This is a genomic window from Leptothoe sp. EHU-05/26/07-4, from assembly GCF_043421015.1.
Taxonomy (GTDB): Bacteria; Cyanobacteriota; Cyanobacteriia; order Phormidesmidales; family Phormidesmidaceae; genus Leptothoe; species Leptothoe turfae.
On the sequence record NZ_JAXSQV010000003.1, the window covers coordinates 1,036,095 to 1,061,984 of the forward strand.

Consider the following 25,890-nt stretch of genomic DNA (forward strand, 5'->3'; position numbering starts at 1 on the left):
AGCAGTAATCGCCTACCAGAGGGACTATGCCAACCATCGCTGTCATTGATTACGACATGGGTAATCTGCACTCGGCCTGTAAAGGGCTAGAGTTTGCTGGGGCTACGCCGATAGTGACTGATCAGCCAGAGGTGATTCATCGGGCTGATGGTGTGGTGCTACCCGGTGTGGGTGCCTTTGACCCGGCGATGCGGCATTTGTGCGATCGCAACCTAGCCCAACCAATCCGCGATGTCATCGCCAGCGGTAAACCCTTCCTGGGTATTTGTGTGGGGCTACAGCTCTTATTTGAAGCTTCTGAAGAAGGTGTTGAGCCTGGCATTGGTGTACTCAAGGGCACCCTGCGTAAATTTAAGCCCGAGCCCGGCATCACCATTCCCCACATGGGTTGGAACCAGCTACAGCTAACCCAGCCAGATCACCCCCTCTGGTCCACAATTTCATCCAAAGAGTGGGTTTACTTTGTCCACTCTTACTATGCCGAGACAACCGATCCCTCCATTGTTGCAGCCACTGTTACCCACGGTAGTCAAACGGTGACAGCCGCTGTTGCTAAGGACAATCTGATGGCTGTACAGTTTCACCCTGAGAAGTCTGCTAAGACAGGTCTACAGTTGTTGGCGAACTTTGTTGAGAGGGTGAAACAGCCGGTGGCGGTTGGGTAGGTTTTATGGCCCCTAAGCCCTACCAACGTATTCCCATTCAAGAATGCGGCGAATCTTTAGTACCAATTCCGTTAGAACAGTTTGCAGTTGTTGACCCTCATCCCTATGCGATGTTGGGGGCTCCCTATGGAGAACGATCTCCTTACTATGTGCGGGAAGGGGTATTACGGGCTTTAGTGCAGGCTCAAGTGCACCTACAGCAGCGGTATCCTGGCTGGCGGATTCAAATCTTTGATGCCTACCGTCCCATTCCTGTGCAGCAGTTTATGGTGAACTACACCTACGAACAGTTGTTGCAGGTGTGGCAAAGTAAGCAACTGGGGGGAACTAACGACGCACCTAGGGAAGAACTGATGGCTCAGGTATATCAGTTTTGGGCGGCTCCTAGCCATGACATGGCAACGCCACCGCCCCATAGCACCGGAGCAGCCATCGACATCACCCTGGTAGATGCCCAGCGGCAGGTGGTGGATATGGGGTCTGACATTGACGAAATCTCTGAACGGTCCTATCCCAACTATTTTGCGGATAAACTCGATGGCCAAACATTTCATCACCATCGCACCGTATTAGCCCAGGCAATGCAGGCGACTGGGTTTCGTCAACACCCCAACGAGTGGTGGCACTTTTCCCTGGGCGACCAGCTATGGGCCTGGTTAGGGATGACGGTTGACGAAACCCCTAATAATTCAAAGGCGTTTGCCTACTATGGCCGCGCTGAATAGGCTTTGGTATTGCTAAACTTTCGTTACGGATGCCAGCGAATATGCATAACCTCCCTGGCAAGAGACAGAGGAATATATAGTTGCATGGGCTACCACTGATGCTGTCTCAATCTATTTCCAATCCCACCTCTTGTTACTATGTCGTAGTTTCCGAATGGGGCACCAAAACCCTCGTTTCAGTTCACGCCACCAGTGTTAAAGCAGCTGAAAACATTGCTAGACAAAACGCCGGAAAAAAAGACGGCTGGGAAGGCATTCATAAAGTTTACAATGCCTTTCCAATCATTGAAGAAAAGCCTTAAGTCCTAAGTCCTGAGTACAGTTGCTTAATCATAGAAATATCTTTTGATTAGAGCACCCCCCAATGCTGGCTACGGTGTATACATAAGTCAGAGAGAATGGCCAAAAACCTGAAGATTCAGTAGTTTCAAATAGTCTGCTTAGGGTTCCCCTTGGTAAGGGGAACCGTCAGGGAGGGGTTCTGCATCACCTTAGGGCTGATCCCATTGCAAATACCCACCAATACGAACAATAAAATCATCGTAGTCATAATCGGCATTTTCTGCCCCAACCAGAAGTTCACCCGCATCCTCCCAGCGCAGCAACAAACCACCATCGATCACATCTCCTATGGGGCCATCAAATCGAGCATACTGACGATTGCCAGCATTTTGCCGGGTAGTTGAATATAAAATGCCGGCAGGTTGCCCATTAAATGAAGACTCTAAGTAAAAGCTATACTCAGTATTTGCTGTTAATCGAAACTCTTCTAAAGGTTGAGGCACGGTCACACCAGGAGTTCCCTGGAAATCATCCCGGTTGTTCACACCGGCATCATCTTGGTAATCCGAGGGTTTATTTACAGGTTGTGGCACATCGGACCCTTTAACTTCACTGTAGATAGGGAACTTTTCACCCGTTTGTACATTGATAATGCCAAAGGTAGATTGATAACTACCGTTAGATTCTAAAAACTCAAATTCAACAATAGTGTCTACGTCTAGCCGGATGCCTTGATTGCCAAAGCTTTCCTGAGCTTGCGTAGCGGTCGACGACACCCCCAATGTAGCCGCTATTGTTAGCAAACCCACAGCTACACGGCGTCCATATTGGGCCATAAAATCAAAAAAAATTCCCATCGTTAGATCATCCTTCTGAGAAGTTTATATGCATCTTATTTGGGTAATCGTTGCAACCCCAATACCACTCACCACAATCGTTGATCCACTGTGTTGGATTGTGGACGCGCTTGTTTGTATTGGTTTAAAGATTGTTGAGCGGATTGAACCAAGCGACTAAACTCCTCACAGGCTAGGGAAACTGGCTGGATACTAGAGCCTGGATCACGGGCAAACCGCCGAGTGCCGCTGTTCACTTGAGCAGAACAGCTTTGAACGGCCTGCCTTAATTTGTCAGACAAACTAGCATCTTTATCAATGCCCAGCTCTTCACCATAGGTGTCAAAAAAATCTTCAAATAATTCAGCCAGGCTAACAAACTCTCCGTTGGCATTTCTAAAAATTTGTTCTCCACCAACCGCTGTAGTATCCGACTGGTTAGTGCCGGTGGTATCCGATAAATTAGGACCCGTCATATCCGACAAATTGGGGCCAGTCACATCTGATTGATTCTGGGCTAATCCAACTGAGGGACTACAGATAATTGCGCTTGCTGCCACACCAGCTGACAAAAGCTGCCAAAGGGAACTCGTTGATGTTGACTGTTTTAGAAATAGCATGTTGATTTCGTGCCTCTATAGTTCTCTTTATTTAAAGTTGAAATGACAAGCCAGCACCCATGACAAATCGGCCACCATCCCCCGCTCCGGTAATGTCTCGAACAGCCGGTAGAAGGACAATTGGAATATCTTTAAAGGGTGTAATGGACAGTCCCACAGCTAAATCTTGTCCGGTCCATTCCACAATGGCACTGACGGGTTCTGCCACGCGCACAGCTGCGCTACCAAAGACGCCAACACTATCGCGATCGTCAAAAACGTCGTCTTCTGTGCGAAAACGACCGTTGCCGACACCAGCCGTTAAGGCGATGCGACTAAACGGCTGGGTAATGCTTTCACGGGTACGAATCAGGTGGGAAACAGAGCCATAAATTGAGTCTTCAAAGTCAACAAATCCAGTGGTGGCAAAACCTTCCCAGCCTAGCGCCACTGACCAATCATCGGCTAATCGCTTATGGAGCTTGGCATTAAAACCACCCGTGCCAAAATCTCGACTGCCACCAAAACTAGCCACGGTATAGGATAGCTGCACACCGATGTTTTCACGGGCATCACCCAAACCGACGCCGACGACTAATCCCCCATCGTCTTGGTTAGCAAAACGAGTTCTTTCTTGATAGCCAACGCCAATAAACCCTGTAAAGTTATCCGCACCAAAACCGGAGGGGTTAGAAATTGTAATCGCTGGAGAACTACGATACGGAGTAGGGATATCTGCACTGGATGGAGCACCTTCAAGTAATTGCTCAATGACTTTCTGCTCCTGGGACCTTGGCGTCACAATGGGAGGTTCAAGCGGCAATTGGGCAATTTCAAGGGAGCTATCTAAGTCAGACTCTACATTTTCATCCGAAACAACTGCATCTTCGACTCCACTACGATCAACGGCGTCAGTATTGAATACATCAATCGTGGATACCTCTACAAGCGTTTGTTCCGCAGGAACCGTTGCAACAGCGATTTCTATAGCACCCTCACTATGTGCTAACGCTGATGCTGTATCTTCTGAAATGTCCTCTAATATGTCTTCTGACAACAGAGAGTTGTCAGAAGGTAAATCACGGGTGGTTGTATCCACCAGGTGCTGTAATCTAGCGGCTCTGCTATCTTCTATTGTTGCATGTGCTGAAATATCTTCATTGCCTGTGATGGCAACTGATTGAGAGGCAAATGCTGGCTGTACTTCATGATCAGGCTGAATGCTTTGGGCATGGAGGGTTGCACCAGAAACATCCTCAGAATCTGATTGCTGAGTAACGGTTAAATCCGGTACATCGTCACCGGACCTATTATCGGCATCAACATTGATTTCTGCGGCCTTACCATAACCTAAATTCGCTGAAGAATAGGTTGTAAGTAGCGTTAAACAGCTGAGCAGGGCTTTACTTTGGGGCTTGGACACAATTTTAGTTCTCGAGCAAATATATGTGTAATGTTCAAAGCATGGCAGTAGACACCCAATCGTTGAATCAGACGTATTTTCTTTGAAATTTTCAGACAAAGGCCTGGAAGGTCGGGATAGTTCTCAATAATCCTTTGTGAATAAAAACGGATGCTTTACTAAAAAACACCAGCGGAAGAGAGAAATGTTCTTTTCTACGCCCATAAAGCGATGGCTAGAACGATGGTGCCTATTGTTAGAGATGAAGCTAATTATTTAAGTCGGCCAGGGTCATTTTCTATGCCAGGTATAGCTCAGCTGACTAATGTGCTCTAGAGCCATGTATCTCTACAGAAGTTCACATTGTTCGATGGTTTTATGATTTTTGTCGAAAAGTTCAAGATTATAGCAACCAAAATCATGATTGTGGTAGCGCCAAGACTGAAATCAAAAACTGGCTACATTCCCTTAACTAAATCAAAACGTTAATGGCTATGATTCAACCAACGTTGTGCTGTCCCTGATTAGGTTGAACAGGGTATCGATAAGCTAAACGGGTGCAGATCTTCAGCATTTGGCTTTTCAGTACTCAGGTTTGCATAATTAAGCAACTCAATATTGATTAGCCTGGCCGAGACGGGTGCAGATCTTCAGCATTTGGCTTTTCACATAAAGAATCTAAATGATTTATAAGGCTTTCGCGCTGGGCACATTTGCGACTTTAGCATCCGTTGCTCCTGGCAATATTGCACTTGCCAATGATTTTGACGATGACGCTCTCTTAATCTTTGGTGAGACCACCATTGGCGACATTACTGCCAAAACTACCCAAGGGATAAACCCTGGTGATAGCGCTGGTAAATTAGGCGCATTCTCAGATTTTTATGACGACAATACAACAACGATCGATTTCAATTCAGCTGCCACACAAGTAGGAGACAATAGCTACAGCTTTGGTAGCGACTTGATTACCTACACATTTGAAAGCAGCCTTAGCACCACGTCAGGTGACCGTACAGGAATTTACAATAGTGGCACTTACAATGACCGCTGGGCTCCCACCGGTGCCAATGGCGAAAAAAACGTATCGGATTATCTAGCGGTTTTCCAAGGTAACTCAGTGACGATCGACCTTGCCAAAGAACTCAATTACTTTGGCATGAATTGGGGATCTTTAAGTGATGGCAACCAGCTATCATTCTTCAATAATGGCACAAAAATTAGCACCTTCACTGCCAGTGACATTGAGCCTATCCTGCCCATAAAAGCTGGCCACCAATTGAATCAGGGCAATGGCTATGTCCACTTCTATACCGATACAACAGGAAGCACCTTTAACCAAATTGTTATTTCTCAAACCCAACTAAGTGGCTTTGAAACGGATAATCATTCCTTCCGAATGAGCAACAATGTTACTGACATCGACAATCCTCAAACGCCTGAAACTGTTCCTGAATCTAGTACTGTAGTAGGTTTAGCAGTGGTTGGGGCGTTTATAGTACGGTGTAGATTTTCCCGTGCTTAATTAGCCTGACCAGCCGAAAAATAAAATCATTATCAACAAAAGATAAACCGTTTCGAAGAGCTGTTAGGAGATTATTTATCTTCTAACCAACAGGTTCATCTCATTCATTGGCACTCAATGGCTGCGATAGGCAACAGCGTTGCCATTAAGTGTTTTGCCTCTTATTCACAGGAGTAACCCCATGCCAGTGTTTAACCATGGTGAGATTCTTTCAAGTTTGTTCACCTGGCTAAAGTTAGGTGTGTCTTTAGCCTGTTTGGTCTTGTTAATCACAAAGCTAATCGATGTTTGGGAAGATACTCAAACATCATCAGAGTTTCAGAATCGGACAGAAGATGCCGCTCGATATTAATCGGACAGAAGATGCCGTCCGATATTAAAAAATAATGGGGCATCCACTTAAACCGGGAAAGCGCAGCTGGGTGGTGAATCGGAAGTCAGAAGTCCGTGAGACCCTATATTTTGCCCCCCGACTCCTGACTTCTACCCTCGGGAAAACGTCCCGCTGTGATCAGTCGTTTTTAGACTTTTTTCAGCCAGCTAAACATAGCTCGCAGATCTTTGCCCACTTCTTCGATGGGGTGCTCAGCTTCGCGGCGACGAATAGCATTAAACCCAGGGTTACCTGCCTGACTCTCAAGGACAAACTCACGGGCAAACTGACCGGTTTGGATCTCTTTGAGGATCTGCTTCATTTCCTTCTTAGTTTCTTCGGTGATGATGCGGGGTCCGCGAGTGTAGTCACCATATTCAGCCGTGTTGGAAATGCTGTAGCGCATGTTGGCCAAACCACCTTCAACCACCAGGTCAACGATGAGTTTTACTTCGTGGAGACACTCAAAGTAAGCCAACTCTGGTTGGTAACCGGCTTCGATCAAGGTTTCAAAACCAGCTTTAATCAATTCGCTAAGGCCACCACATAGAACAACCTGCTCACCAAAGAGGTCAGTTTCAGTTTCTTCACGGAATGTGGTCTCTAGAATGCCAGCGCGAGTACCGCCGATGCCCTTGGCATAGGCCATGGCCATGTCGCGACCTTTACCAGAAGCATCCTGAAAAACAGCGAACAGGGCAGGTACACCTTGGCCTTGCTCATAGGTGCGGCGTACAAGGTGACCAGGTCCCTTGGGCGCAATCATAACGACGTCCACATCTTCGGGGGGAACGATCTGAGCGAAGTTGATGTTAAACCCGTGGGCAAAGGCTAGTACGTTACCTGCTGAAAGATTAGGGGCAATGCTCTCTTTGTAAACAGTCTTTTGAACTTCGTCGGGAAGCAGAATCATGATCATGTCTGCAACAGCAGCGGCATCCGCTACGGACTTAACCGTCAGACCTGCGGATTCTGCTTTGGCCTTAGAGCGACTGCCTTCGTAGAGACCCACAACGACGTTGACGCCGCTGTCTTTAAGGTTCAGGGCATGGGCATGTCCCTGGGAGCCGTAACCAATAATGGCAACGGTTTTTCCGTTGAGTAAATCTAAATTTGCGTCGCTGTCGTAGTACATCTGGGCCATTGTGAAAGCTCTCCTTGATTTGCGGCGGGTAACCAAACTTAAGATCCCAATTCAGCGCCGGCATTCTGAATCAGTAGTGCAGCCTTTCATCCTACCAAACCACCTGCCACTGATATATCCATTCACATAAGTCTTTAGAAGATGCGTCAGTCGCTGACGCATGATGTCTACAGGCTTCCCTGAGAACTGATTTATGGCTGGGCGCAGCCTCTCCTGTGGAGATATGCATGAGCAGGTTGCTATAACCCTAAAAACCTGTGTGGCCTTGATATTCAAAGCCACACAGGTTTTTCAGTCGATAAAAATCTATTAGATGCTGATCAAAACACCTATGCCATCAAACGACGACGCATCATCAGGCTAGCGAAAGCAGTCAGCCCCAACAAAATACCAGGTTCAGGTGTTTGAGCAGTATCTTCCCCTTCCTCAAAGTCAAAGGACTTATCGCTAAAGCGGAAGGAATAGTTATCGGTCTCAAACCCACCACCACCAGTTTGAGTAATTTTGATTCGATTAAACAGACCGTCTACTTCATTGGCATAGAAGTGAACGTAACCGTTGTACTCGTTATTGTGATGGGCTGCTTGGGTGGGCAGCTTAGAGTCACTCGAACCAAAGACATTGTTATAGTCAAACAAACCTAGACTAGTTTCAACGCCATTGTCGTCAACTTTCAAGAACTCAAACTTGTTCTCAGGACTCAAGGCTCCCCAGTTCATTCCAAAGTAGTTAAGACTACTTGCTAAATCAACAGTGACCGAATTACCTTGAAAAACAGCTAAATAATCGGAGGTATTTTTCTCAGCATTGGCACCAGTAGGTGCCCATTTGTCACTTTTAACATCTGTTCTATCAACACCCAGGGCCTTATCAAAGGTGAATATCATCGACTCATCGCCAAAGGTATAGGCATTGGCTTTGCCAGCCACAGACTCGCGAGCACTGGGATCATTAAAGTCAATGGTAACCACCCCTTCGTTGTAATAGAAATCAGAAAAGGCTCCCAGGGTACCGTTGGGGTCATCGAGCAGGTTAACGCCCTTAGTCACTTTAGCGGTGATGCCATCAATGGTGAACTCGCTGTAAACAGGCAAAGATGCATCATCAAAATCGTCTGCCTGGGCCAGGGGCGCAACTGTTAGGGGAGCTGCTACAGCAACGGTTGCAGCCAGCAACATCTGGTAAATACGCTTCATAGTGGGAGTGCTTTATTTGATACTGAATGAATGATTTAGAGTGGATGTCGCAGATGTGCTTTCTGCTACATGCATGCAATCAGTATCACCAGCAAGGGGCTCCACCCCTAACAGGAAAAACCCCTAAAATAGGCGCATTAGAACTTTAGTTGGTTTTTCTAGGATTAACATTAAATTGAAACAACAATCGTGTATTTGTCAGTAAATATATTTAGAAAACCTTTTAAGTAACTTGTTGGTTAAGAGGTTTGTTCTAGTTAGCTTAACTGAGTCCATAGCATTGGCTTACGTCTTATTTCGGACTCGGATTAGACACAGTTTATTGTCAGCCTTGCTAATTGCATAAATTTTATTCAAACCAATTTATGCAAATTAAAAGAGTAACCGGTGAAGAGTGGATTCTCTTCACCGGTTACCCTTGATCAACCGATATGTCTAGCTTTTTAGTCCTACGTTGTTGCCCTAGACCTGCGGCATCTTTTCATGCCAGGGTGTGGCTTGTTCGTAGGCCGATGCTACTTCAAATAAGGTGTCTTCTCGCAGGGCATTGCCAATGAGTTGCATACCAATGGGTAACCCAGACTCATCAAACCCACAGGGTAGACTGATACCGGGTAAACCCGCCAGATTCACTGTAATTGTCATCAAGTCAGACAAATACATGCTGAGGGGGTCGTTCACTTTATCTCCGGCTTTAAAGGCGGTGCTGGGTACCGTGGGGGTGAGCAACACATCCACGTCTTTAAATGCGGCTTCAAAATCTTGCTTGATCAGGGTGCGCACCTTTTGTGCCTGGAGATAATAGGCGTCATAGTAACCGGCAGAGAGGGCATAGGTGCCGATCATGATGCGACGTTTCACTTCTGCGCCAAACCCTTCAGCTCGGGTTTGTTTGTACATGGACAGCAGGTTGTCGGTCTCAGCCCGCTGACCGTAGCGAACACCGTCATAGCGAGCCAGGTTTGATGAGGCTTCTGACGGGGCGATGATGTAATAGGTGGGCAGACCATATTTGAAGTTGGGACAGGAAATTTCAACAATCTTGGCCCCCAGGTCCTTCATTTGCTCAATGGCCGCCTCCATGGCCTGGGCCACATCACCGTCCAGACCTTCGCCAAAGGTTTCTTTAATCAAACCAATGCGCTTGCCTTTGAGGTCGGTTTTTAGGTGCTGGGTATAGTCAGGAATCTTGACATTCAAGCTGGTGGAATCTTTGGTGTCATGGCCTGCGATCGCACCCAGCAAAATCGCGGCATCCTCCACCGTACGACTAAAGGGACCAATCTGATCCAACGATGAGGCAAAGGCCACCAATCCGTAGCGGGACACCAACCCATAGGTGGGCTTCATCCCCACCACACCACAATAGGCCGCAGGCTGACGGATAGATCCCCCCGTATCTGACCCCAGGGAAATCGGGGCCTGATCAGCAGCTACGGCAGCAGCAGAGCCCCCAGAAGAGCCCCCGGGAACACGGGTTGTATCCCAGGGATTGGCAGTGAGCTGATAGGCAGAGTTTTCGGTGGAGCTGCCCATGGCAAACTCATCCATGTTGGTTTTACCCAGGAAAATTGCTCCAGCATCGGCTAAGCGCTGGGTTACTGTCGATTCATAGGGCGGAATAAAGCCCTCCAAAATCTTTGAAGCACAGGTGGTGCGAATGCCTTTAGTGCAAAGGTTATCCTTAAGAGCAATGGGGATACCGGCCAGGGGACTGAGGGCCTCGCCTGCTGCGATCGCACTATCTACCTGCTGGGCCTGAGCCAATGCCTTATCAGCCGTTACAGCCAAAAAACTATGTAATTTAGGCTCTAGCGCCTGCAATCGATCTAGATATGCTTGAGTAATTTCAACCGCAGTACGCTCTTTTTGGGTGAGCTGTCGCTGCAACTTGCGGATGACTGACATTCGGGCTCCTTCAGTATGCCTAGCAATTCCAAGCTAACAGTATAGGTGGGAATGGCGGCAATGGGACTAATGGGTCAGCCAGCTACAGAATTCATCATGCCCATGATAAATAGCGTTTCTACCACGAAAATTTACTCTGACGACGTTAATTTTTCGGATCAATCTGGTGGGTTCACTAAAGTAGTAGTAAGCGCTTTTCTAAGCAATGCTTTTAGGCGTAATAGCCTGGATATAGGTCTAAGCTGCCCATGAATGTTTTTAGGTAAATGTGTAGCCAGGTACAATCTTTCTTATTATTTTTCTATTAAATCTTTAATGGATACTTAGTGTATTTAGTAACTAAGTCCTACAAAGACACGTCCATACTGGCCCCGCTTGTTTCCCTGATAATCATCGCGATTGTTGATTCTGTTTCATAATCGTTTATGCTCCTTTTTCGTTCTACTCCTAAGCCCATTTGGCGTCAGACCTGGCTGCGACTGTTGCTGTTGTCCGGCAGTACCCTTGGGGTTATGTTTCTGGTTATCCCCCGACTACCTGCCGAATGGGCAGTGGCACCTGGAACACTAGCAGGGTCTCCAGAACAAACCGTGGATGGTGCAGTTATTGAAGCGGACTCTACAGCGACAGCAGCGCCGATCCAGGTTGCTCAAGCATCCGTGGGCCAGATCAATCCAGAAGGGGTGGTGCGGCCTTACATTGCGCTAACCCGATTTAGTCATGGTCTGACGGAGCGTGTCTTGGAAAAGAAGCAATGGGGGTCTGGTTATGAGCGTGCGATCGCCCTCGCTCAAGAAGCGTTATCCCTACGCAAACAAGGCAGCAATATTGAACTGAGCCAACGGGAAAAAGCCCTCTGGCAACAAGCAATTTGGGCACTTGAGTCCGTCAATAGTGATTCAGAAGAATATTCTCAAGCCCAGGCTAAGCTCAAGGAATATAGCAACGTTGCCACATTTGTGAGTCGTCGCATTGAGCAGCAGCGTTCTGACTTCTTGATACCGATTGCGTCTGCATTGGGCAATCCTAATACTGTCCGTATTTCCCTGTGTCAGCTAGGCACCAGCGAGTGTCGGGGCTATCGAGGTGATGTTCCTCCCCTGAGCCTGGCTAGCTTGGTAAAACTGCCTATTGCCGTTGCTTTGATGCATCAGGTCACCAACGGCCAGGCAAATTTAGACGATCAAATTTACATTGACCCCAGCAACTTTACAGAGAATGCCCAGGGTGCCAAGATTTTTGTTGACAAGACCTACACCCTGCGAGAGGTGATGGTGCGAATGATTACTGAGAGTAATAACATCGCCACCAATCAGCTGATCGATTACCTGGGGTACGACACCATCAACGCTGCCCTCAAAGCAGAAGGTTTCACAAAGACTACAGTGGGCCACAAACTCGTTGGTAGTAGCACCTTTCCCAAAAGTATGGGATCTGGTCGAAACGTTAGCACGGCTGATGAGCTAACTCAGATGATGATGCGCATCTACAGCTTTACCAAAGCCAGCGATGAAGAGATTCTCAACGCATTAGTGGGTCAGTATGACCTTGACTTTGGTTATCGAGCTCTAGTTAGAGAAAAGCCCGATATTTTTTGGATTGGTGAGAAAACCGGGCAAAACTCTTCAGTAATTGGCAGCACCGTGGCGTTCAAGGTCGGTGAAGAGCGCTATGTCATGACCGTCACCATTGATAAAAGCGCCAATCAATTCCGACTGCGTCAGATTATCCGAGATGCGGCTCGCCATGTGCTAGATAATGGTCCTTTAGATCAACAATTCACCTCTAAAATCGCTCAAAAAATTTAAAAATTAGTCATTCACTTTTTCAAGCTGAGCCCATAGAAGGCACTAATGTTCTAATGAAAATTAGAACATAGATGTTTGGGCTATGGCATTTTTATTATGTATAGAAATCAATTTTTCTAGTCATTTTCTCCATGAAAAAACTGGCTATCAGCGGTGTGAATTGTCCGTTTTAGTGACTAGGTATGACGCTTGAGGTTAACCATCGTTAAAGTGCTGCACTGCTTGGAATAATAGCTGTGAGGCTTAGGGCTTTTATATATATTTGCCCAACTTATGGCGTTGATAGGAATAGGCTTAAGGTGATTCCAACTATCGAGTATCTCAGGACACAAACCCAAAAATAATTTGTTTCAGCCTCTTGTCAAGGATTGGATACACCCTCAAACTAAATAATGAATTAATAAACTGCGCTAGTGAGACGAGCCTGTGAAAAGAGTTCTTTCAATTATTCTTGGCGGTGGTGCTGGCACTCGCCTCTACCCTTTAACGAAGTTTCGTGCAAAGCCCGCAGTTCCCCTAGCAGGTAAATATCGGTTAATTGATATTCCAGTTAGTAACTGTATCAACTCAGAAATATTAAAAATCTACGTTCTCACTCAGTTTAATTCAGCATCGCTCAACAGACATATCACTCGCGCCTACAACTTTTCTCAATTCAGTGATGGTTTTGTGGAAGTGCTGGCTGCCCAGCAAACCCCTGAAAGTCCTAGCTGGTTCCAAGGAACTGCCGATGCCGTCCGTAAGTATCTATGGCTATTCGAAAGCTGGGATGTGGATGAAATTGTCATCCTTTCAGGCGATCATCTCTACCGTATGGATTACAGTCTGTTTGTGGAGCGCCACCGCAGCACTGGCGCTGATGTCACTCTTTCGGTCGTTCCCGTCGGCTACAAAGTTGCGTCTAGCTTCGGTCTAATGAAGATCGATGGCTCCGGTCGTATCGTTGATTTCAATGAGAAGCCCAAGGGTGATGCCTTGGAAGCTATGAAGGTGAATACATGCACCCTCGGTCTGAACCCTGAAGAGGCAAAAGAGAAGCCTTTTATTGCTTCCATGGGTATCTACGTATTTAAGAAACAGACACTGATTGATTTACTACGCCGTTCTCCCGAACAGACGGACTTTGGTAAGGAGATTATTCCAGGCGCTGCCCGTGACTACAATATTCAGGCCTATCTGTTTGATGATTACTGGGAAGATATTGGGACTATTGAAGCCTTTTTCAATTCCAATCTAGCGCTTACTCAACAGCCTCGACCCCCATTTAGTTTCTACGAAGAAGACGCTCCAATTTATACTCGCGCTCGCTATCTTCCCCCGAGCAAAGTTCTCGATTGTAAGATTACTGAGTCCATTGTGGGGGATGGTTGCATCCTTAAAGATTGCCTCATTAATCGCACGGTGATTGGTCTGCGTCAGCGCATTGGAGCAAACTGTGAGATTGATCATGCATTACTCATGGGCTCTGACTACTATGAGTCTGCAACTGAGAGTCATCAGCACTTGACCCGTGGCAAAGTACCGGTGGGCATTGGTGAAGGCACGATTATCAAACAGGCCATTGTTGACAAAAATGCTCGCATTGGCCGGAATGTGAAAATTGTCAATAAAGAAAACATTCAAGAAGCTGAGCGGGAAGATCTCGGATTTTACATCCGTAGTGGTATCGTCGTTGTTCTCAAAAATGCGGTAATTCCTGACGGCATGATTATTTAGCCGTAGTGGGGACTGCCCACCATTCACGGGTATTAAATGTTGCAAAAAGGCCCCCATCACTGGGGGCCTTTCGTAATAAATGTCGTTATTGAATCTTAGGTTTATTCTAGTGGTGTAGCTCTTTGGTGGGCAATGCCTACCCTGCAACGGTTTAAAGATGGATCTTCGCGAAAGTTTCAAAATGGCAATCAAAACCCTGACTGCCAGCAAGCTTCGCAGTACCTTGACGATGTTAGGCATCATCATTGGCAATGCGTCAGTCATCTCAATGGTGGGGTTAGGCGATGGGGGACGTCGCTACATCAATGAGCAAATTCAAAGCTTAGGCCCCAACATTTTATTTATCTTGCCAGGCAACCGAGAAACCCGTGAACTGGGCGGTTTGGAAATTACCCGTAACCTTGTCCTGGAGGATGCCAATGCCATTGCAGAACAGGTCCCTTCGGTGATTGATGTTGCGGCTGAAAACACCACCCCTGGCTTGGCCACATTTCTCAATCGCAATGCCAATGTCAGTGTGATTGGCACTAACCCAGCCTTTATTAATGTCCGCAACTTCGATACAGACCAAGGGCGCTTTATTTCTGATCTAGATATGGAGCGTACCAGTGCGGTTGCTGTTTTAGGCAACTCCCTGGCTAACCGTCTGTTTGACGATCAAGTGCCCCTTGGACAGTCACTCCGCATCAATGATGTTTCCTTTGAAGTTATCGGTGTACTAGCGGTTCAAGGGTCGAACTTGGGCGTTAACTATGATGATGCCGTGATGGTTCCCCTGACCACCCAAGCAAGTCGCCTTGTGGGCCGCACGTCTCCCTTCGGCATCGAGGTTGGTTTTATTTCAGCAACAGCCCGTGATGCCGCCAGTATGCAAACAGCAGAATTTCAGATTACCAATCTGCTGCGGCTGCGCCATGGCATTACTCGACCTGAAGATGACGACTTTTTTATTCAAAACCAGGATACGCTGCTCACCATTGCCGATACGATTACCAGCGCGTTGACTCTGATGTTAGCTGCGATCGCAAGCATTTCTCTCCTGGTTGGTGGCATCGGCATCATGAACATCATGCTAGTCTCCGTCCGCGAACGTACCCAAGAAATTGGCCTCCGCAAAGCCATTGGCGCATCTCAGCAAGATATCCTCGTGCAATTTTTAATCGAGGCTATTATTCTCTCCGCCGCTGGCGGTATCATCGGCACCCTGCTGGGCGTCAGCGGCATCAGTCTGCTGAGTATCCTCACCCCCTTCGAATCCTCCGCTTCAGTCAGCGTCATTGTCATCGCCGTCGGCGTATCTGGCAGCATTGGCCTATTCTTCGGCGTTATTCCTGCCCGTCAAGCTGCCAAGTTAGATCCGATTGTGGCGCTGAGAAGTATTTAAAATTTATTGTCCCCATGCCCTCCCTCATCGACCTTCGCAACATTTCCAAAGTCTACGGCAGTGGCAATACGGAAGTAAAAGCCCTGTGGGATGTCAACCTGTCCATTACCCAGGGAGACTATTGCGCCATTATGGGACCTTCGGGTTCAGGCAAGTCTACGGCAATGAATGTGATTGGTTGTCTGGATCGTCCTACTCAGGGTCACTATTTTTTTGATGGTCAGGATGTGGCCCAGCTGGACGATGACACCCTGGCGATGATTCGCAATCGCAAAATTGGCTTCGTGTTTCAGCAGTTTCATCTGCTGTCCCAACTCAGTGCCTTGGATAACGTGGCTCTGCCCATGGTGTACGCTGGCACTCCCGCTGCCGAACGGCGTGAACGGGCAGCCAGTGCTCTCAAACAAGTGGGGCTGGGCAATCGGCTGCATAATAAACCCAGCCAATTATCAGGGGGACAACAACAGCGAGTTGCGATCGCACGCGCAATTGTTAATCGCCCCCTCTTGCTGCTGGCTGATGAACCAACCGGTGCTCTAGATACCACCACCACTGAAGAGGTGATGACCATTTTTGCCGAGCTCAATCACAGTGGAATTACGGTGGTGATGGTCACTCACGAACCGGCAGTGGCCAGGCTAACCGAGCGAGTAGTCTGGTTTCGCGACGGCGAAGTTATTCATACCCATATGAACCCTGACGATGTTAGCTATGGAACATTAGTCGAGTAAGGGAAATTACTGACAAACCAAGGTAGAGTAATCAGGATTAGATGGTAGGCTATGGACCATCCCACGTATTATTTCATATCCTTAAGTAAGGATTGACTGTAAGACATAGATCGTGTACCGATATTGCTCACTAAGTAGCAACTCAGGGAGACCAAATCATGAACCTAGGTCATCGCTACGGACTGCCACTGTTAATGGCATTAAGCATTACTGCCGCCAAACCAACGCTTGCTCAGGATTTTCAGAGCGCTGAGGCGGCCTTAGAGCAAGGTGTTATCCATGTGCAACAGGGGCAACTAGACGATGCGATCTCAGCCTTCCGGAGTGCTGTTGCCCTTGATCCAACATTAGCCATTGCCCACTATAACCTGGGTCTTGCCTATCGTGAACAGAGCCAAATGCAGGCAGCGGCCGATGCCTTTTGGCAGGCAACCCAGGCTGATGATCAGTTTACGATGGCTTACGTAAATCTAGGTGCTGCCTTACTGGATGGAGGCAATCTAGAGCAAGCAGAGAGCTACTTACAACGAGCGGTTACCTTGGAACCCCAGTTGGGGATTGGCCATTACAACCTGGGGTTAGTTCAGCGTCGTCAGGGCAAGCTACCTGTGGCCCTCGATTCATTCTTAAAAGCGGTAGAGTACAGTCCTCAAGCGCCAGAAGTTCACTATCAAATTGGGCTGATTTACCTACAACAAAACCAATTAGATGGGGCTGTACAAGCCCTTGAAACAGCCATTAGTTTGGATAGTAACTATCCTGAAGCTCACTACAACCTTGGGATTACCCACTTTGGTCGCGGTGAATCAGCTGTTGCCCTTGAACATTTTGATCGAGCGATTCAGCTATATCCCACCTTTGGCCATGCCTACTATTCTAAAGGTCTAGCCCTGGCAGAACTAGGACGGACTGATGAAGCTGAACAAGTCTTGCAACAGGCCCTTGGCTTATACATTAACCAGGGCCGTAACCAGTGGATAACTAACACTCAAGCCCAGTTAGACCGCATCCGCCAGTAGGAGCCGCCCTGATTGGTCACCTAAATTTATTTTTGCGTTTTTGTAGGGGTCGCCCTTGTGGCTACCCCTGTGCCCTGGTGAATAAAATCCGTTGTCGGCAAGAATGATCTAAGGGTGATAGTTTACCCATCCTTCAAATCTGGGGCACCCACAAGGGGATGCCCTTACGGGATCACCCCAATCAATCGCCTAGCTAAAAGAAATCCAACTCGAATGCACGAGCCTGGCCGCTTTCCAATAGGGCCAGATTACTCTTTAACTGTCGCCATACCAGGCCTGCACTCAGGAATGTGAGAGGAGCCGCTGTAGCATAGGACAGCCAGATGGGGGTACCAAAACAGCCTAAACCTGACGCCAAAAAGATGGCGGTGCCAGCACAAATCCCCAAAAATGGCAGTTGAATATTCAAACCACCCAGCTTAGCAACTACTTCAGATGAACGCGTTTTACGCCAGGCCTCTACGATGTCTTTGAGGACGGCACTAAAGGCGGCCCCTGACGTCACTGCGATCAAAAGACCGGCCACCATAAAAAAGTAGGGAGGCGTAAACAAGTAGTAGTAGGTCATGGCTAGGCCGTATTGTGTAAAGTTCTGTTAATAACCCTTATTATACGCTCAGCAGTGGCCGCTAGCGCTGTGTCCCCGCTTATCGCTAGGCTATGTAGTCAAAGAGGTTGTCTGCCTTTCTGAACTTTTACTACTGTCTAATTTTCGTTGCACTATGACTCAGGCATCCATTGGCGTTGCTGTTATTGGCACAGGCTTTGGCCAAAAAATCCATATTCCAGGGTTTAAAGCTCACCATCGCACCGAGGTGGTGGCGGTGTATCATCGCGATCGCAACCAAGCCCAAGCCATTGCCCAACACCATGGCATTCCCCATGGCTGTGACACCCTTGAGGAGGTTGTCTCCCTGCCCCAGGTTCAGGCCGTCAGTGTGGCGACTCCACCGTTTGCCCACCACCCCATGGCATCAGCGGTGCTAAAAGCGGGTAAACACCTACTGTTAGAAAAGCCCACCGCCCTTAATATTCAGGAAGCTCAAGAGCTCCATGCCCTAGCGCAACAGCATAATGTGGCCGCTGTCATGGACTTTGAGTTTCGATTTATCCCTGCCTGGCAACACTTAGCAGAACTTCTCCAAGCAGGCTACGTTGGGCAAAAGCGTCTCATTAAAATAGATTGGATTGCCGGTAGTCGAGCCAATCCTGAACGGGCTTGGAACTGGTATGCTCGCAAAGATCAAGGCGGTGGAGCATTGGGGTCCATTGGCTCCCATATGTTTGACTATGTCGACTGGTTGTTTGGGCCAGTCAAACGGTTATCTGCCAATCTGAGTACCACCATTACCCAGCGTCCTGATCCAGTATCGGGTGACTATAAGCCCGTTGATTCTGACGACACCTGCAGCATTAGCCTGGAGCTAGCCGATGGGACTCCTGTGCAGGTAACCCTAAGCGCTGTAGCCATGGCTGGGCGAGGGCACTGGGTTGAAGTCTATGGTGATAAGGGTACTTTGGTACTCGGTAATGCTAACCAAAAAGATTACATTCATGGGTTTACACTATCTGGTAGCCAAGCGGGTGAGCCCCTAACTGAGCTGGAAATTCCAGACCATCTTGCATTTCCCAAACTTTACGATGATGGCAGGCTTGCGCCTTTTATACGGGTAGTGGATCACTGGGTATCATGTATTGATAAGCAACAATCTTTAGCTCCTTCTCTCGCAGAGGGTGTCTATTCACAATTACTGATGGATCTTACCCACCAGGCCCATAGTCAAAAAACTTGGCTAACAGTCCCCAATTAATTCATTTATCTAATGAAAATTGCTGAGGTATTGGAGCCAAAAGTATCTAGACAAGCCAGCTAAAGAATTCGATCATTACAAAAACGCATACTATCTATCTCTTTAGATCATGGCTTGTCCTATGGCAACAATAGCCTAACTAAACGGGATAACCCGTCACGTACTGAGTAATATACATTGATGATGATGCGTAGCTCGTTGAGGATACAGGTCATCCACAGCCATGTCGTCGCAACAATTTCCCATTAGTTCCGTACAAGCCCTCAGACGCTCGCTTAAGCAGCAACTGGTATTACCAGCTTGTGAACATGCGCCCAGTGCTGTAGTTGCAGACGAGCCTGAGCCTGACTCACTCGCTACTTTAAGCAACCTGTTTCGCAAAGGGGGAATTGTCCATACTGAAGGATCAACGCCCAATGCCAATGGTCGATGGTTTATTAGTACCGCTGATGCGAGCACTGCCCTTAAAAATCTACCGGGCATTGCGCTCAAACCTGACTACTGCCTAGTTACCTATCTCTACCGTATTAGACGAGCCAATACTAACCATGGTGGTGCAGTTACCTGGGCTATGGCAAATGCACTGAGTACCACGTCCCATCTGGAAGCCGCCTTAGTCCTGGCTGGTGACCATAATACGCCTCCCTACCCAGAGGGGGCGCTGCATAATTATATGAATGCCATAACCGGCAATTTCACACCGAGTTCCTTTTTAATTGCGTCTGTTCTACAGCGAGAATTGCAAGAATTTGGCCGCTGCGGTCGTTTCTACCGTTGGCATTATCATCGACTGATCGGCACTGTCCCCTCACAGCGGGACTGGCAGTGGCGTATGGATCAGCCTAAAACATTAACTCCAAGGGTACACAGCTTACCGAATGGGAAGTTTGCTGTTGAATTCTACACCTGCCGCATCGTGTCACCCATTGGTATCTTTCGCCATATTGACCGTTATGCAGGCAATTGCTATGTGGCCAAATCTAGTAATCAAGCGATCGCAGCAGCCATGCAACGCACAGCAAAGTTAGTCTAAAAAAAATGGCTGTTGAGTAGACCTTAATCATTGCTCAACAGCCATTTTAACGTTCTAAATTTTCTGAGAATGAACCATCTTGTAGGGGCACTCCCTTGTGGATGCCCTTCGATATCCATTCCCATCAGTTAGGATGCCTGGGTTAGACCTAAACTTGACGCTGAAATCAGCCCTACCGCAGAAAGCTACTGATAAACCACAAAAGTGTCATAGTCATGATCGCCACCACCGCATTTAGGCGCTCTGGTGTTAACCCCAGACTTTGCTGACCAATTAAGCTAATCATCAACAGCCCCAGCAAAACACCCACTAGTAAACCGCCAGCTGCAAACCCAAACGAACGCCAAAACTTACGCTCTTTGCGATTGAGAAAGTAAATAGTCGCTGCCACTGAGAAACCCAAGGCAGTCGCCGCACTATTGGCTGAAAACCACCCTAGGGCTGCTAAAGCTAAAAACGTAACCGATGGCCATAAAATATCGTCCCGACTTGGAGTATCCAGCCAGTCCTGAAGCCAACTAGGAGGCTGGGGCGCAGGCAAAGATACCTTCGATGACGATGATGATGACTCAGCTGCTTTTTCAGCAAACCGAATTCGGTCAGGTACCTTAATTTTGCCTTCTTGCCGCATTCGCAGCCGTTCCATCAAAATGGCGTCGTAGGCAGCCTCAATGGCCTCCTTTTGTTGGGGATTGTTTTCATCGCACTCTTCTAAAAGTCGCTTACGCGCAACCTGCACTTCTTCAAAGGAGGAGGACTCATCTAATCCCAACGTTTTGTAGTTGCTCTCATTCATTTCGACACCTGATATGTACGGTGGCCATTACGACGATTACAAATAGTGATATGACGTACACCTGTGGCAAATAGTGCACTGTACATCAAAACACCATTGCCAACTGGCACCATTGCCAATAATAACTATCAGTTTAACCATCCTGAAAAAAAAACAAGCTGAGGATGACAGAAATGTCAGATAACTTTTTAGAAGTTTCTTTGTCTATAACGGTCGCATCCTTATAATGACTGGCAACTACGGTATCTATATTGAGAACTGGTGCATATGTTTATAATGCACTGCTTACATTCCCAACCGATAAGTTCAATATATTTCAATAAACTTACAGGTGTGGCTATCTATAGTGCCAATTAACCAGCTGTTTTTAGCAGAATTCTTTGATAAGGTGTGGAAGCTCTGTAAAACTTCTCTGAAGTTATTGAAAACTTGTGAAATAGGACTTTAGACGTGCTTTCACGGGCAGTCTAAATCTTACTAGGATTTATGCCGTTGCTGATTTGTAGAATGAATCGATCTAGAATGGGTGCCGTTTGTCAGACCTTCTCAGATTAAAGTCTTTCTGGGATTAGCAACGTCAGATTTATTTTTACCTTTTTACCTAGATTCGTATTTTTTGGTGTAAGGATTATGACCACGGCCTCTGCCAAAATTTTAGTTGTTGACGACGACCCAGCCATTCGCAATCTTATTCACAGATTTTTAGCGAAGCAGACCTATGAAATGGAGTCTGCTGAGGATGGGAAGCATGCTCTGGCTGTGTTTGAACAGTTCAATCCAGATTTAGTCATCTTGGATGTTAATTTACCCGATGCCAATGGCTACGACCTGTGTAAAGAGATGCAATCACGCACAGGTGTTTTTGTATTGATGCTTACCAGTCGTACCGATGAATCAGATAAGATTCATGGTTTCAATCAAGGGGCTGATGATTACATTACTAAGCCATTTAGCTTAGGTGAACTTGAGGTACGGGTCGGGGCAATTCTCAAGCGTCAGCGACCAGTGACAGCGGCTGAGCAGCAATGTCTCACCTTCAACTCCCTGGCCATTGATCCAATCCGCCGAGAGGTCACCCTTGAAAGCCAGTTGGTTCCCTTAACGGCGTTGGAATTCGACCTACTGCACTTCCTTGCTAGCCATCCTGGCCGAGTATGGCGGCGTACCGAACTGATTCAAAAAGTTTGGGACTATGAATATGTCGGCGATCAGCGAGTTGTGGATGTCCATATTGGTCAGATTCGCAAAAAAATTGAGATTGATACCAATCAGCCCACATTAATTCAAACTGTTCGTGGCGTTGGCTATAAGTTTGAGCCTCCTGCAACAGGCGCTGAGGTAGCTGAAGGATAAAAACATGGGGGTGGGTCTCTTGTTACGCAAAGGCTTAATCCACTCCCCATTCTCGCTAATTTTTGACATCACCTTTGACGGCTACAGAGCCATTCTGTAGCCGTCATTTATTCATATACATTTCTATATTTTCTTTCTATATCTTCTATTTATATGGGTCTCTACAATCACCTACACCCTGCCCTAGGGTAGCGAACTCCCCATTCTCCACTGCCTAGTTCCCCATTCCCAAAAAAAGCCTCCGCAAAGCGAAGGCCATGGACGTGCACTCAAGGAAATGTTTTAGGAGCCGCCTACTGCTCTACCTTCGCTACAGGTTTAGCTGTAGTCTTGGCGGAGCGGCTAGTGTTACGAAGTTTCCAGGCACTCGATACAATTTGACTCCAACGGCGCTGTACTCGTTTTGGAGTCCACCCCAGCTGCTGAGCAATATCAGCATCTGAAGGAGTAGACCGCTGGGGATCTTGCATTTGTTGCTGCTTGAGTGCTAGCAGATGCTGTTGGTCAGCGGTTAGCTCAGCGGTAAATGCGGTCCACTCTTTGGGGGACAACCCGAGGTTTTTATCTAGATCAGCTCCTAACCACTGGTGAACCAATTCCCAGTTGTGAGACTGGGCAAATTTTTCCACATGGTACTTAAAGCGCTGTTGTAGATAATCACGCTGCCGTGGTGTCAGACCGAGCACTTCATCAATTTCAGAAGCAGCCATGTCTTGTAGACGTAGTGCTAAATAATCGATGCAGGCGGACTGATCCTGGTCTTCGAGATACTCCACTAGTTCGCGGATGATGCGATCGCGTAGCACCGCCTCAGCAGGGTCAGTGACATCGGCCACCATTTGCTCGCGAATTTGCTGTAGTGCTGAAGAACGGGAATCGGCATCATCACTCTTCGGTGAATCAACGGCCATTTCAATATCAACACAGGTCTCAGCGGGTAGACGTTTGGCAAAGCTTTGGGCCCGTAGAACCAAGAGCTGCTGGTTGTAACAACCCGGTAGAGAAATTCGACGCTTCGCGTACTGCTCAGTGAAGGCCATATATTCAGCCAACTCCAGGCGAGTTCTAGGCGTGTAGTCAGCTTCGAGGTGATTTTCCCGACGAAATGCCTTAAGTACTTCGATGTAGAAGCCTTGGAGGAAATCCTCTAGTAGATTGCAACGTCCCTGGAAACCTAGCTGAGTCTTAGCCGGAGCGATGTAGCGATATGCGATCGCACTCAGTCGACTTTGCAGTTCCACCCGACCCTGGCGAGAGCCTAAACGGTAGTACTCCAAATACTTCTGAATCCGGTTCTCCGCTAGGGAGTGTTGCCAAGCATTAACTTCGCCAGAGGCTTGAATTCGGTCGCTTTTGCGGCAAATACGAGCCACTTCGATAGCCAAACGGTTGGCCACAGCATTGACAGTACGAGTACTGCCTTTAACCTGCTCTTGAATTAGTTGAACCAAAAAACTGACCAGGGCCTGATCAACAGGACACAGTTCATTTTCATGGTTTGCATTCACAGTGTCGTCCTTAGTTGACCGGATAGAGCCAGCCGTGGGATGAAGAACGACGTTATTAGATGGCTTAGTTAGGTTTAATACGTTTGTAGCGGTAGATTGAGCTTTCATAATTCCCTTAGTGATGCACGCCCCTACAATTCGAGGAGCTGTTCAATTGGCAGTTGGAGCTGTAGGCCTGTCCGCTAGTGGACAGTTTCACTGTAAAGGGACTCAATCTGGAACCTGAATACCAGTGTGTCACTATCCAAACCAAATCGCCAAAAAGTCTGCTGAAAGACTGAATGCTGCTCGAAAGAATGGGGCATCAATAACTCTAAAATACTTACTGTGTAATCATTTGGTAGATAGCTCGAACGAGATGACACACGCGTGAAGGCAATGTCCTTGACTGTGACAGTTGAGTAGATAGTCTATCCCGTAAGTCCATTTTTAACCTTGTGACAGTTGCATGGGATTGACATGAAATTTATGGGTTTCTATCCATTAATCTCAATACATCAATAACAATTGATGAACCGCCGAATATTCTAATAGTTCCCTGACGTATTGCACTATTTAATAGCTACGTTAATGTCTGAGCCTGTCCGGTGTTTTTACAGGAGGCCTGGATGAAGTGTATGTAGGGAAATTTGGCGCTCAGGGGAGATTCCGTAAAGCTATGGAAAAGATCGCTTATTTCGATTGCCCAACGGGCATTGCTGGCAATATGTGCCTCGGTGCAATTTTGGCGGCAGGGATGCCTTTAGACAATTTGTTGGATCAGCTCAAACGCCTGGGTTTAGAGGATGAGTATGAATTTACAGTGACTCAGGTAAGGCGTCAGGAACAAGCAGCGACCGCAGTTACGATCAGTTTGAACAGTGACGCTGTCCGTGGTCATCGCCATTTACCTGAGATAGAGAACTTGATCCGTCAGGCCCACTTGCCCACTCGGGTAGTGGACTGGAGCCTGGCTATTTTTCGAGAATTGGCCGCTGCTGAAGCTGCCGTCCATGGCATTCCTGCAGAGCAGGTGCATTTCCATGAGGTGGGTGCTACGGATGCCCTGATCGATGTGGTAGGGACCTGTTTAGGCCTGGAGTGGCTGGGTGTGGACCGGGTGGTCTGTTCGCCTTTACCGATAGGTGGCGGCACTGTCAGGGCAGCCCATGGTCGATTACCGGTACCTGCCCCCGCTGTTTTGGAACTGCTCCGCCGTGCTCAAGCGCCTATTTATAGCAATGGTATTGACAAAGAATTGGTTACACCGACTGGAGCTGCGATCGCAACCACCCTCAGTGATGCCTTTGGTCCTCCCCCTGCCATGACCTTAAACCGGGTGGGCTTAGGGGCAGGCAGTCATGACTTACCCATTCCCAATATTTTGCGGTTATGGATTGGGACCGGAGCGCAGCCACGGACAACCGACCATGGAGCCCACAAGTCAGCCCATAGCCATGACCAGTCCACAGACCCTCAGCCCACAGACCATCCCCATGCAGAGCACCAGCAGTCGGCCCCTGAGCATGGTCATCAGCAAACTATTCCTGGCTATTGTGAAGCCATTGTGGAGCTACAAACCCAGCTGGATGACTTAACCCCCCAGGCTATCGGTTATCTATATGACGGTTTGTTTAAGGCTGGTGCCCTGGATGTATTTACCCAAGCCATTGGCATGAAAAAAAATCGTCCGGGCATTTTATTGACGGTTATTTGTGCCGAAGCCGATGCTGCAGCCTGTCAGTCCTTGCTGTTTTCAGAAACGACGACGTTGGGCATTCGCAGCCATGGGCAGCAACGTCAGACGCTCTATCGGTCCTGGCAATCCATTACAACTGACTACGGTCCGGTGCAGGTTAAAGCGGGACTCGCCACACCCAATGGCCCAGTTGTGAATCTACAGCCTGAGTATGAAACCTGTGCTCAGCTTGCTCGCCAACATTCCATAGGTTGGAAGCAAGTTCAGTGGGCTGCCATTGCCGCTGCCCAATCAATATATCAGGATGAATATAGGGCTGCGGAATGGGACCACACACCCACTCACCTCACCCGATAAACCAAGGAATATCATAAAAGGAATGTCATAAGTAGTCTGGG

Annotated in this window: 23 protein-coding genes; 14 read left to right on the plus strand and 9 right to left on the minus strand. The window is 47.7% G+C overall.

The genetic code is table 11. The features are described from left to right. The first annotated feature begins 26 nt into the window (after positions 1-26). The 3 genes from hisH (at position 27) to U2F10_RS12230 (ending at position 1,692) form a co-directional block, all read left to right on the plus strand. The gene (gene hisH / locus U2F10_RS12220; RefSeq protein ID WP_163700773.1) at positions 27-665 is read left to right on the plus strand and encodes an imidazole glycerol phosphate synthase subunit HisH; all 639 of its coding nucleotides are present in this window, start codon (positions 27-29) and stop codon (positions 663-665) included. 5 nt (positions 666-670) lie between these two features. Next, on the plus strand, positions 671-1,390 hold the full coding sequence (locus U2F10_RS12225; RefSeq protein ID WP_163668746.1) for a M15 family metallopeptidase: 720 nt from the start codon (positions 671-673) through the stop codon (positions 1,388-1,390). Between the two features lie 98 nt (positions 1,391-1,488). Next, positions 1,489-1,692: a hypothetical protein gene (locus U2F10_RS12230; RefSeq protein WP_163668748.1), complete on the plus strand. Its 204-nt coding sequence runs from the start codon at positions 1,489-1,491 to the stop codon at positions 1,690-1,692. 189 nt (positions 1,693-1,881) lie between these two features. On the opposite strand, the gene U2F10_RS12235 is transcribed toward U2F10_RS12230, so the two are convergent. The 3 genes from U2F10_RS12235 to U2F10_RS12245 all read right to left on the minus strand — a co-directional run bounded on the left by U2F10_RS12235 (position 1,882) and on the right by U2F10_RS12245 (position 4,530). Beyond that, positions 1,882-2,529, minus strand: a complete 648-nt coding sequence (locus tag U2F10_RS12235) for a hypothetical protein (protein ID WP_163668750.1) — start codon at positions 2,527-2,529, stop codon at positions 1,882-1,884. 68 nt (positions 2,530-2,597) lie between these two features. Next, positions 2,598-3,128, minus strand: a complete 531-nt coding sequence (locus tag U2F10_RS12240) for a hypothetical protein (RefSeq protein WP_163668752.1) — start codon at positions 3,126-3,128, stop codon at positions 2,598-2,600. 31 nt (positions 3,129-3,159) lie between these two features. After that, positions 3,160-4,530 (minus strand): hypothetical protein, encoded by a 1,371-nt coding sequence (locus U2F10_RS12245; RefSeq protein ID WP_499872258.1) that lies wholly within the window; start codon positions 4,528-4,530, stop codon positions 3,160-3,162. Positions 4,531-5,191: 661 nt separating this feature from the next. Between U2F10_RS12245 and U2F10_RS12250 the strand changes: the two genes are divergently transcribed. Continuing rightward, positions 5,192-6,034, plus strand: a complete 843-nt coding sequence (locus U2F10_RS12250) for an Npun_F0296 family exosortase-dependent surface protein (protein WP_499060275.1) — start codon at positions 5,192-5,194, stop codon at positions 6,032-6,034. Between the two features lie 181 nt (positions 6,035-6,215). After that, a complete protein-coding gene (locus tag U2F10_RS12255; protein WP_163668758.1) occupies positions 6,216-6,386 on the plus strand; it encodes a hypothetical protein in 171 nt (56 codons plus the stop codon). A 169-nt stretch (positions 6,387-6,555) separates the two neighbouring features. Here the strand turns inward: U2F10_RS12255 and ilvC are convergent, their stop codons facing one another. The 3 genes from ilvC to gatA form a co-directional block, all read right to left on the minus strand. After that, positions 6,556-7,551 (minus strand): ketol-acid reductoisomerase, encoded by a 996-nt coding sequence (gene ilvC / locus U2F10_RS12260; protein WP_163668760.1) that lies wholly within the window; start codon positions 7,549-7,551, stop codon positions 6,556-6,558. Between the two features lie 329 nt (positions 7,552-7,880). Next, positions 7,881-8,747 (minus strand): Npun_F0296 family exosortase-dependent surface protein, encoded by an 867-nt coding sequence (locus tag U2F10_RS12265; protein WP_163668762.1) that lies wholly within the window; start codon positions 8,745-8,747, stop codon positions 7,881-7,883. A gap of 462 nt (positions 8,748-9,209) precedes the next feature. Then, the gene (gatA, locus tag U2F10_RS12270; protein ID WP_006514728.1) at positions 9,210-10,655 is read right to left on the minus strand and encodes an Asp-tRNA(Asn)/Glu-tRNA(Gln) amidotransferase subunit GatA; all 1,446 of its coding nucleotides are present in this window, start codon (positions 10,653-10,655) and stop codon (positions 9,210-9,212) included. A 425-nt stretch (positions 10,656-11,080) separates the two neighbouring features. On the opposite strand from gatA, the gene U2F10_RS12275 reads away from it, so the two are divergent. The 5 genes from U2F10_RS12275 (at position 11,081) to U2F10_RS12295 (ending at position 17,313) form a co-directional block, all read left to right on the plus strand. Continuing rightward, positions 11,081-12,463, plus strand: coding sequence for a serine hydrolase (locus U2F10_RS12275; RefSeq protein WP_499060821.1), 1,383 nt, complete (start codon positions 11,081-11,083; stop codon positions 12,461-12,463). Between the two features lie 426 nt (positions 12,464-12,889). Then, positions 12,890-14,179 carry a glucose-1-phosphate adenylyltransferase gene (locus U2F10_RS12280; protein ID WP_163668768.1) on the plus strand — a complete coding sequence of 430 codons (1,290 nt, stop codon included), beginning with the start codon at positions 12,890-12,892 and terminating at the stop codon, positions 14,177-14,179. A gap of 157 nt (positions 14,180-14,336) precedes the next feature. After that, positions 14,337-15,563 carry an ABC transporter permease gene (locus tag U2F10_RS12285; protein WP_163668770.1) on the plus strand — a complete coding sequence of 409 codons (1,227 nt, stop codon included), beginning with the start codon at positions 14,337-14,339 and terminating at the stop codon, positions 15,561-15,563. A gap of 14 nt (positions 15,564-15,577) precedes the next feature. Beyond that, a complete protein-coding gene (locus U2F10_RS12290) occupies positions 15,578-16,294 on the plus strand; it encodes an ABC transporter ATP-binding protein (protein ID WP_163668772.1) in 717 nt (238 codons plus the stop codon). Between the two features lie 158 nt (positions 16,295-16,452). After that, positions 16,453-17,313, plus strand: a complete 861-nt coding sequence (locus tag U2F10_RS12295; RefSeq protein WP_163668775.1) for a tetratricopeptide repeat protein — start codon at positions 16,453-16,455, stop codon at positions 17,311-17,313. Between the two features lie 193 nt (positions 17,314-17,506). Here the strand turns inward: U2F10_RS12295 and U2F10_RS12300 are convergent, their stop codons facing one another. Continuing rightward, complete coding sequence (locus U2F10_RS12300) at positions 17,507-17,881, minus strand: hypothetical protein (RefSeq protein WP_163668777.1); 375 nt, start codon at positions 17,879-17,881, stop codon at positions 17,507-17,509. Between the two features lie 154 nt (positions 17,882-18,035). Between U2F10_RS12300 and U2F10_RS12305 the strand changes: the two genes are divergently transcribed. Together U2F10_RS12305 and U2F10_RS12310 are read left to right on the plus strand one after the other, a co-directional pair. After that, positions 18,036-19,124 (plus strand): Gfo/Idh/MocA family protein, encoded by a 1,089-nt coding sequence (locus U2F10_RS12305; RefSeq protein WP_163700671.1) that lies wholly within the window; start codon positions 18,036-18,038, stop codon positions 19,122-19,124. Positions 19,125-19,347: 223 nt separating this feature from the next. Beyond that, positions 19,348-20,157 carry a hypothetical protein gene (locus U2F10_RS12310; RefSeq protein ID WP_163668781.1) on the plus strand — a complete coding sequence of 270 codons (810 nt, stop codon included), beginning with the start codon at positions 19,348-19,350 and terminating at the stop codon, positions 20,155-20,157. Between the two features lie 172 nt (positions 20,158-20,329). Here the strand turns inward: U2F10_RS12310 and U2F10_RS12315 are convergent, their stop codons facing one another. Continuing rightward, positions 20,330-20,953, minus strand: a complete 624-nt coding sequence (locus U2F10_RS12315) for a CPP1-like family protein (RefSeq protein WP_163668783.1) — start codon at positions 20,951-20,953, stop codon at positions 20,330-20,332. Positions 20,954-21,583: 630 nt separating this feature from the next. Between U2F10_RS12315 and U2F10_RS12320 the strand changes: the two genes are divergently transcribed. Continuing rightward, entirely contained in the window at positions 21,584-22,306 is a 723-nt protein-coding gene (locus U2F10_RS12320) for a response regulator transcription factor (protein ID WP_006514738.1), read from the plus strand. A gap of 293 nt (positions 22,307-22,599) precedes the next feature. Here U2F10_RS12320 and U2F10_RS12325 read toward each other — a convergent pair whose 3' ends face one another. Next, positions 22,600-23,922 (minus strand): HetZ-related protein, encoded by a 1,323-nt coding sequence (locus U2F10_RS12325; protein WP_163700677.1) that lies wholly within the window; start codon positions 23,920-23,922, stop codon positions 22,600-22,602. A gap of 550 nt (positions 23,923-24,472) precedes the next feature. Between U2F10_RS12325 and larC the strand changes: the two genes are divergently transcribed. After that, positions 24,473-25,849, plus strand: a complete 1,377-nt coding sequence (larC, locus tag U2F10_RS12330) for a nickel pincer cofactor biosynthesis protein LarC (protein ID WP_499872260.1) — start codon at positions 24,473-24,475, stop codon at positions 25,847-25,849. Positions 25,850-25,890 lie beyond the last annotated feature (41 nt).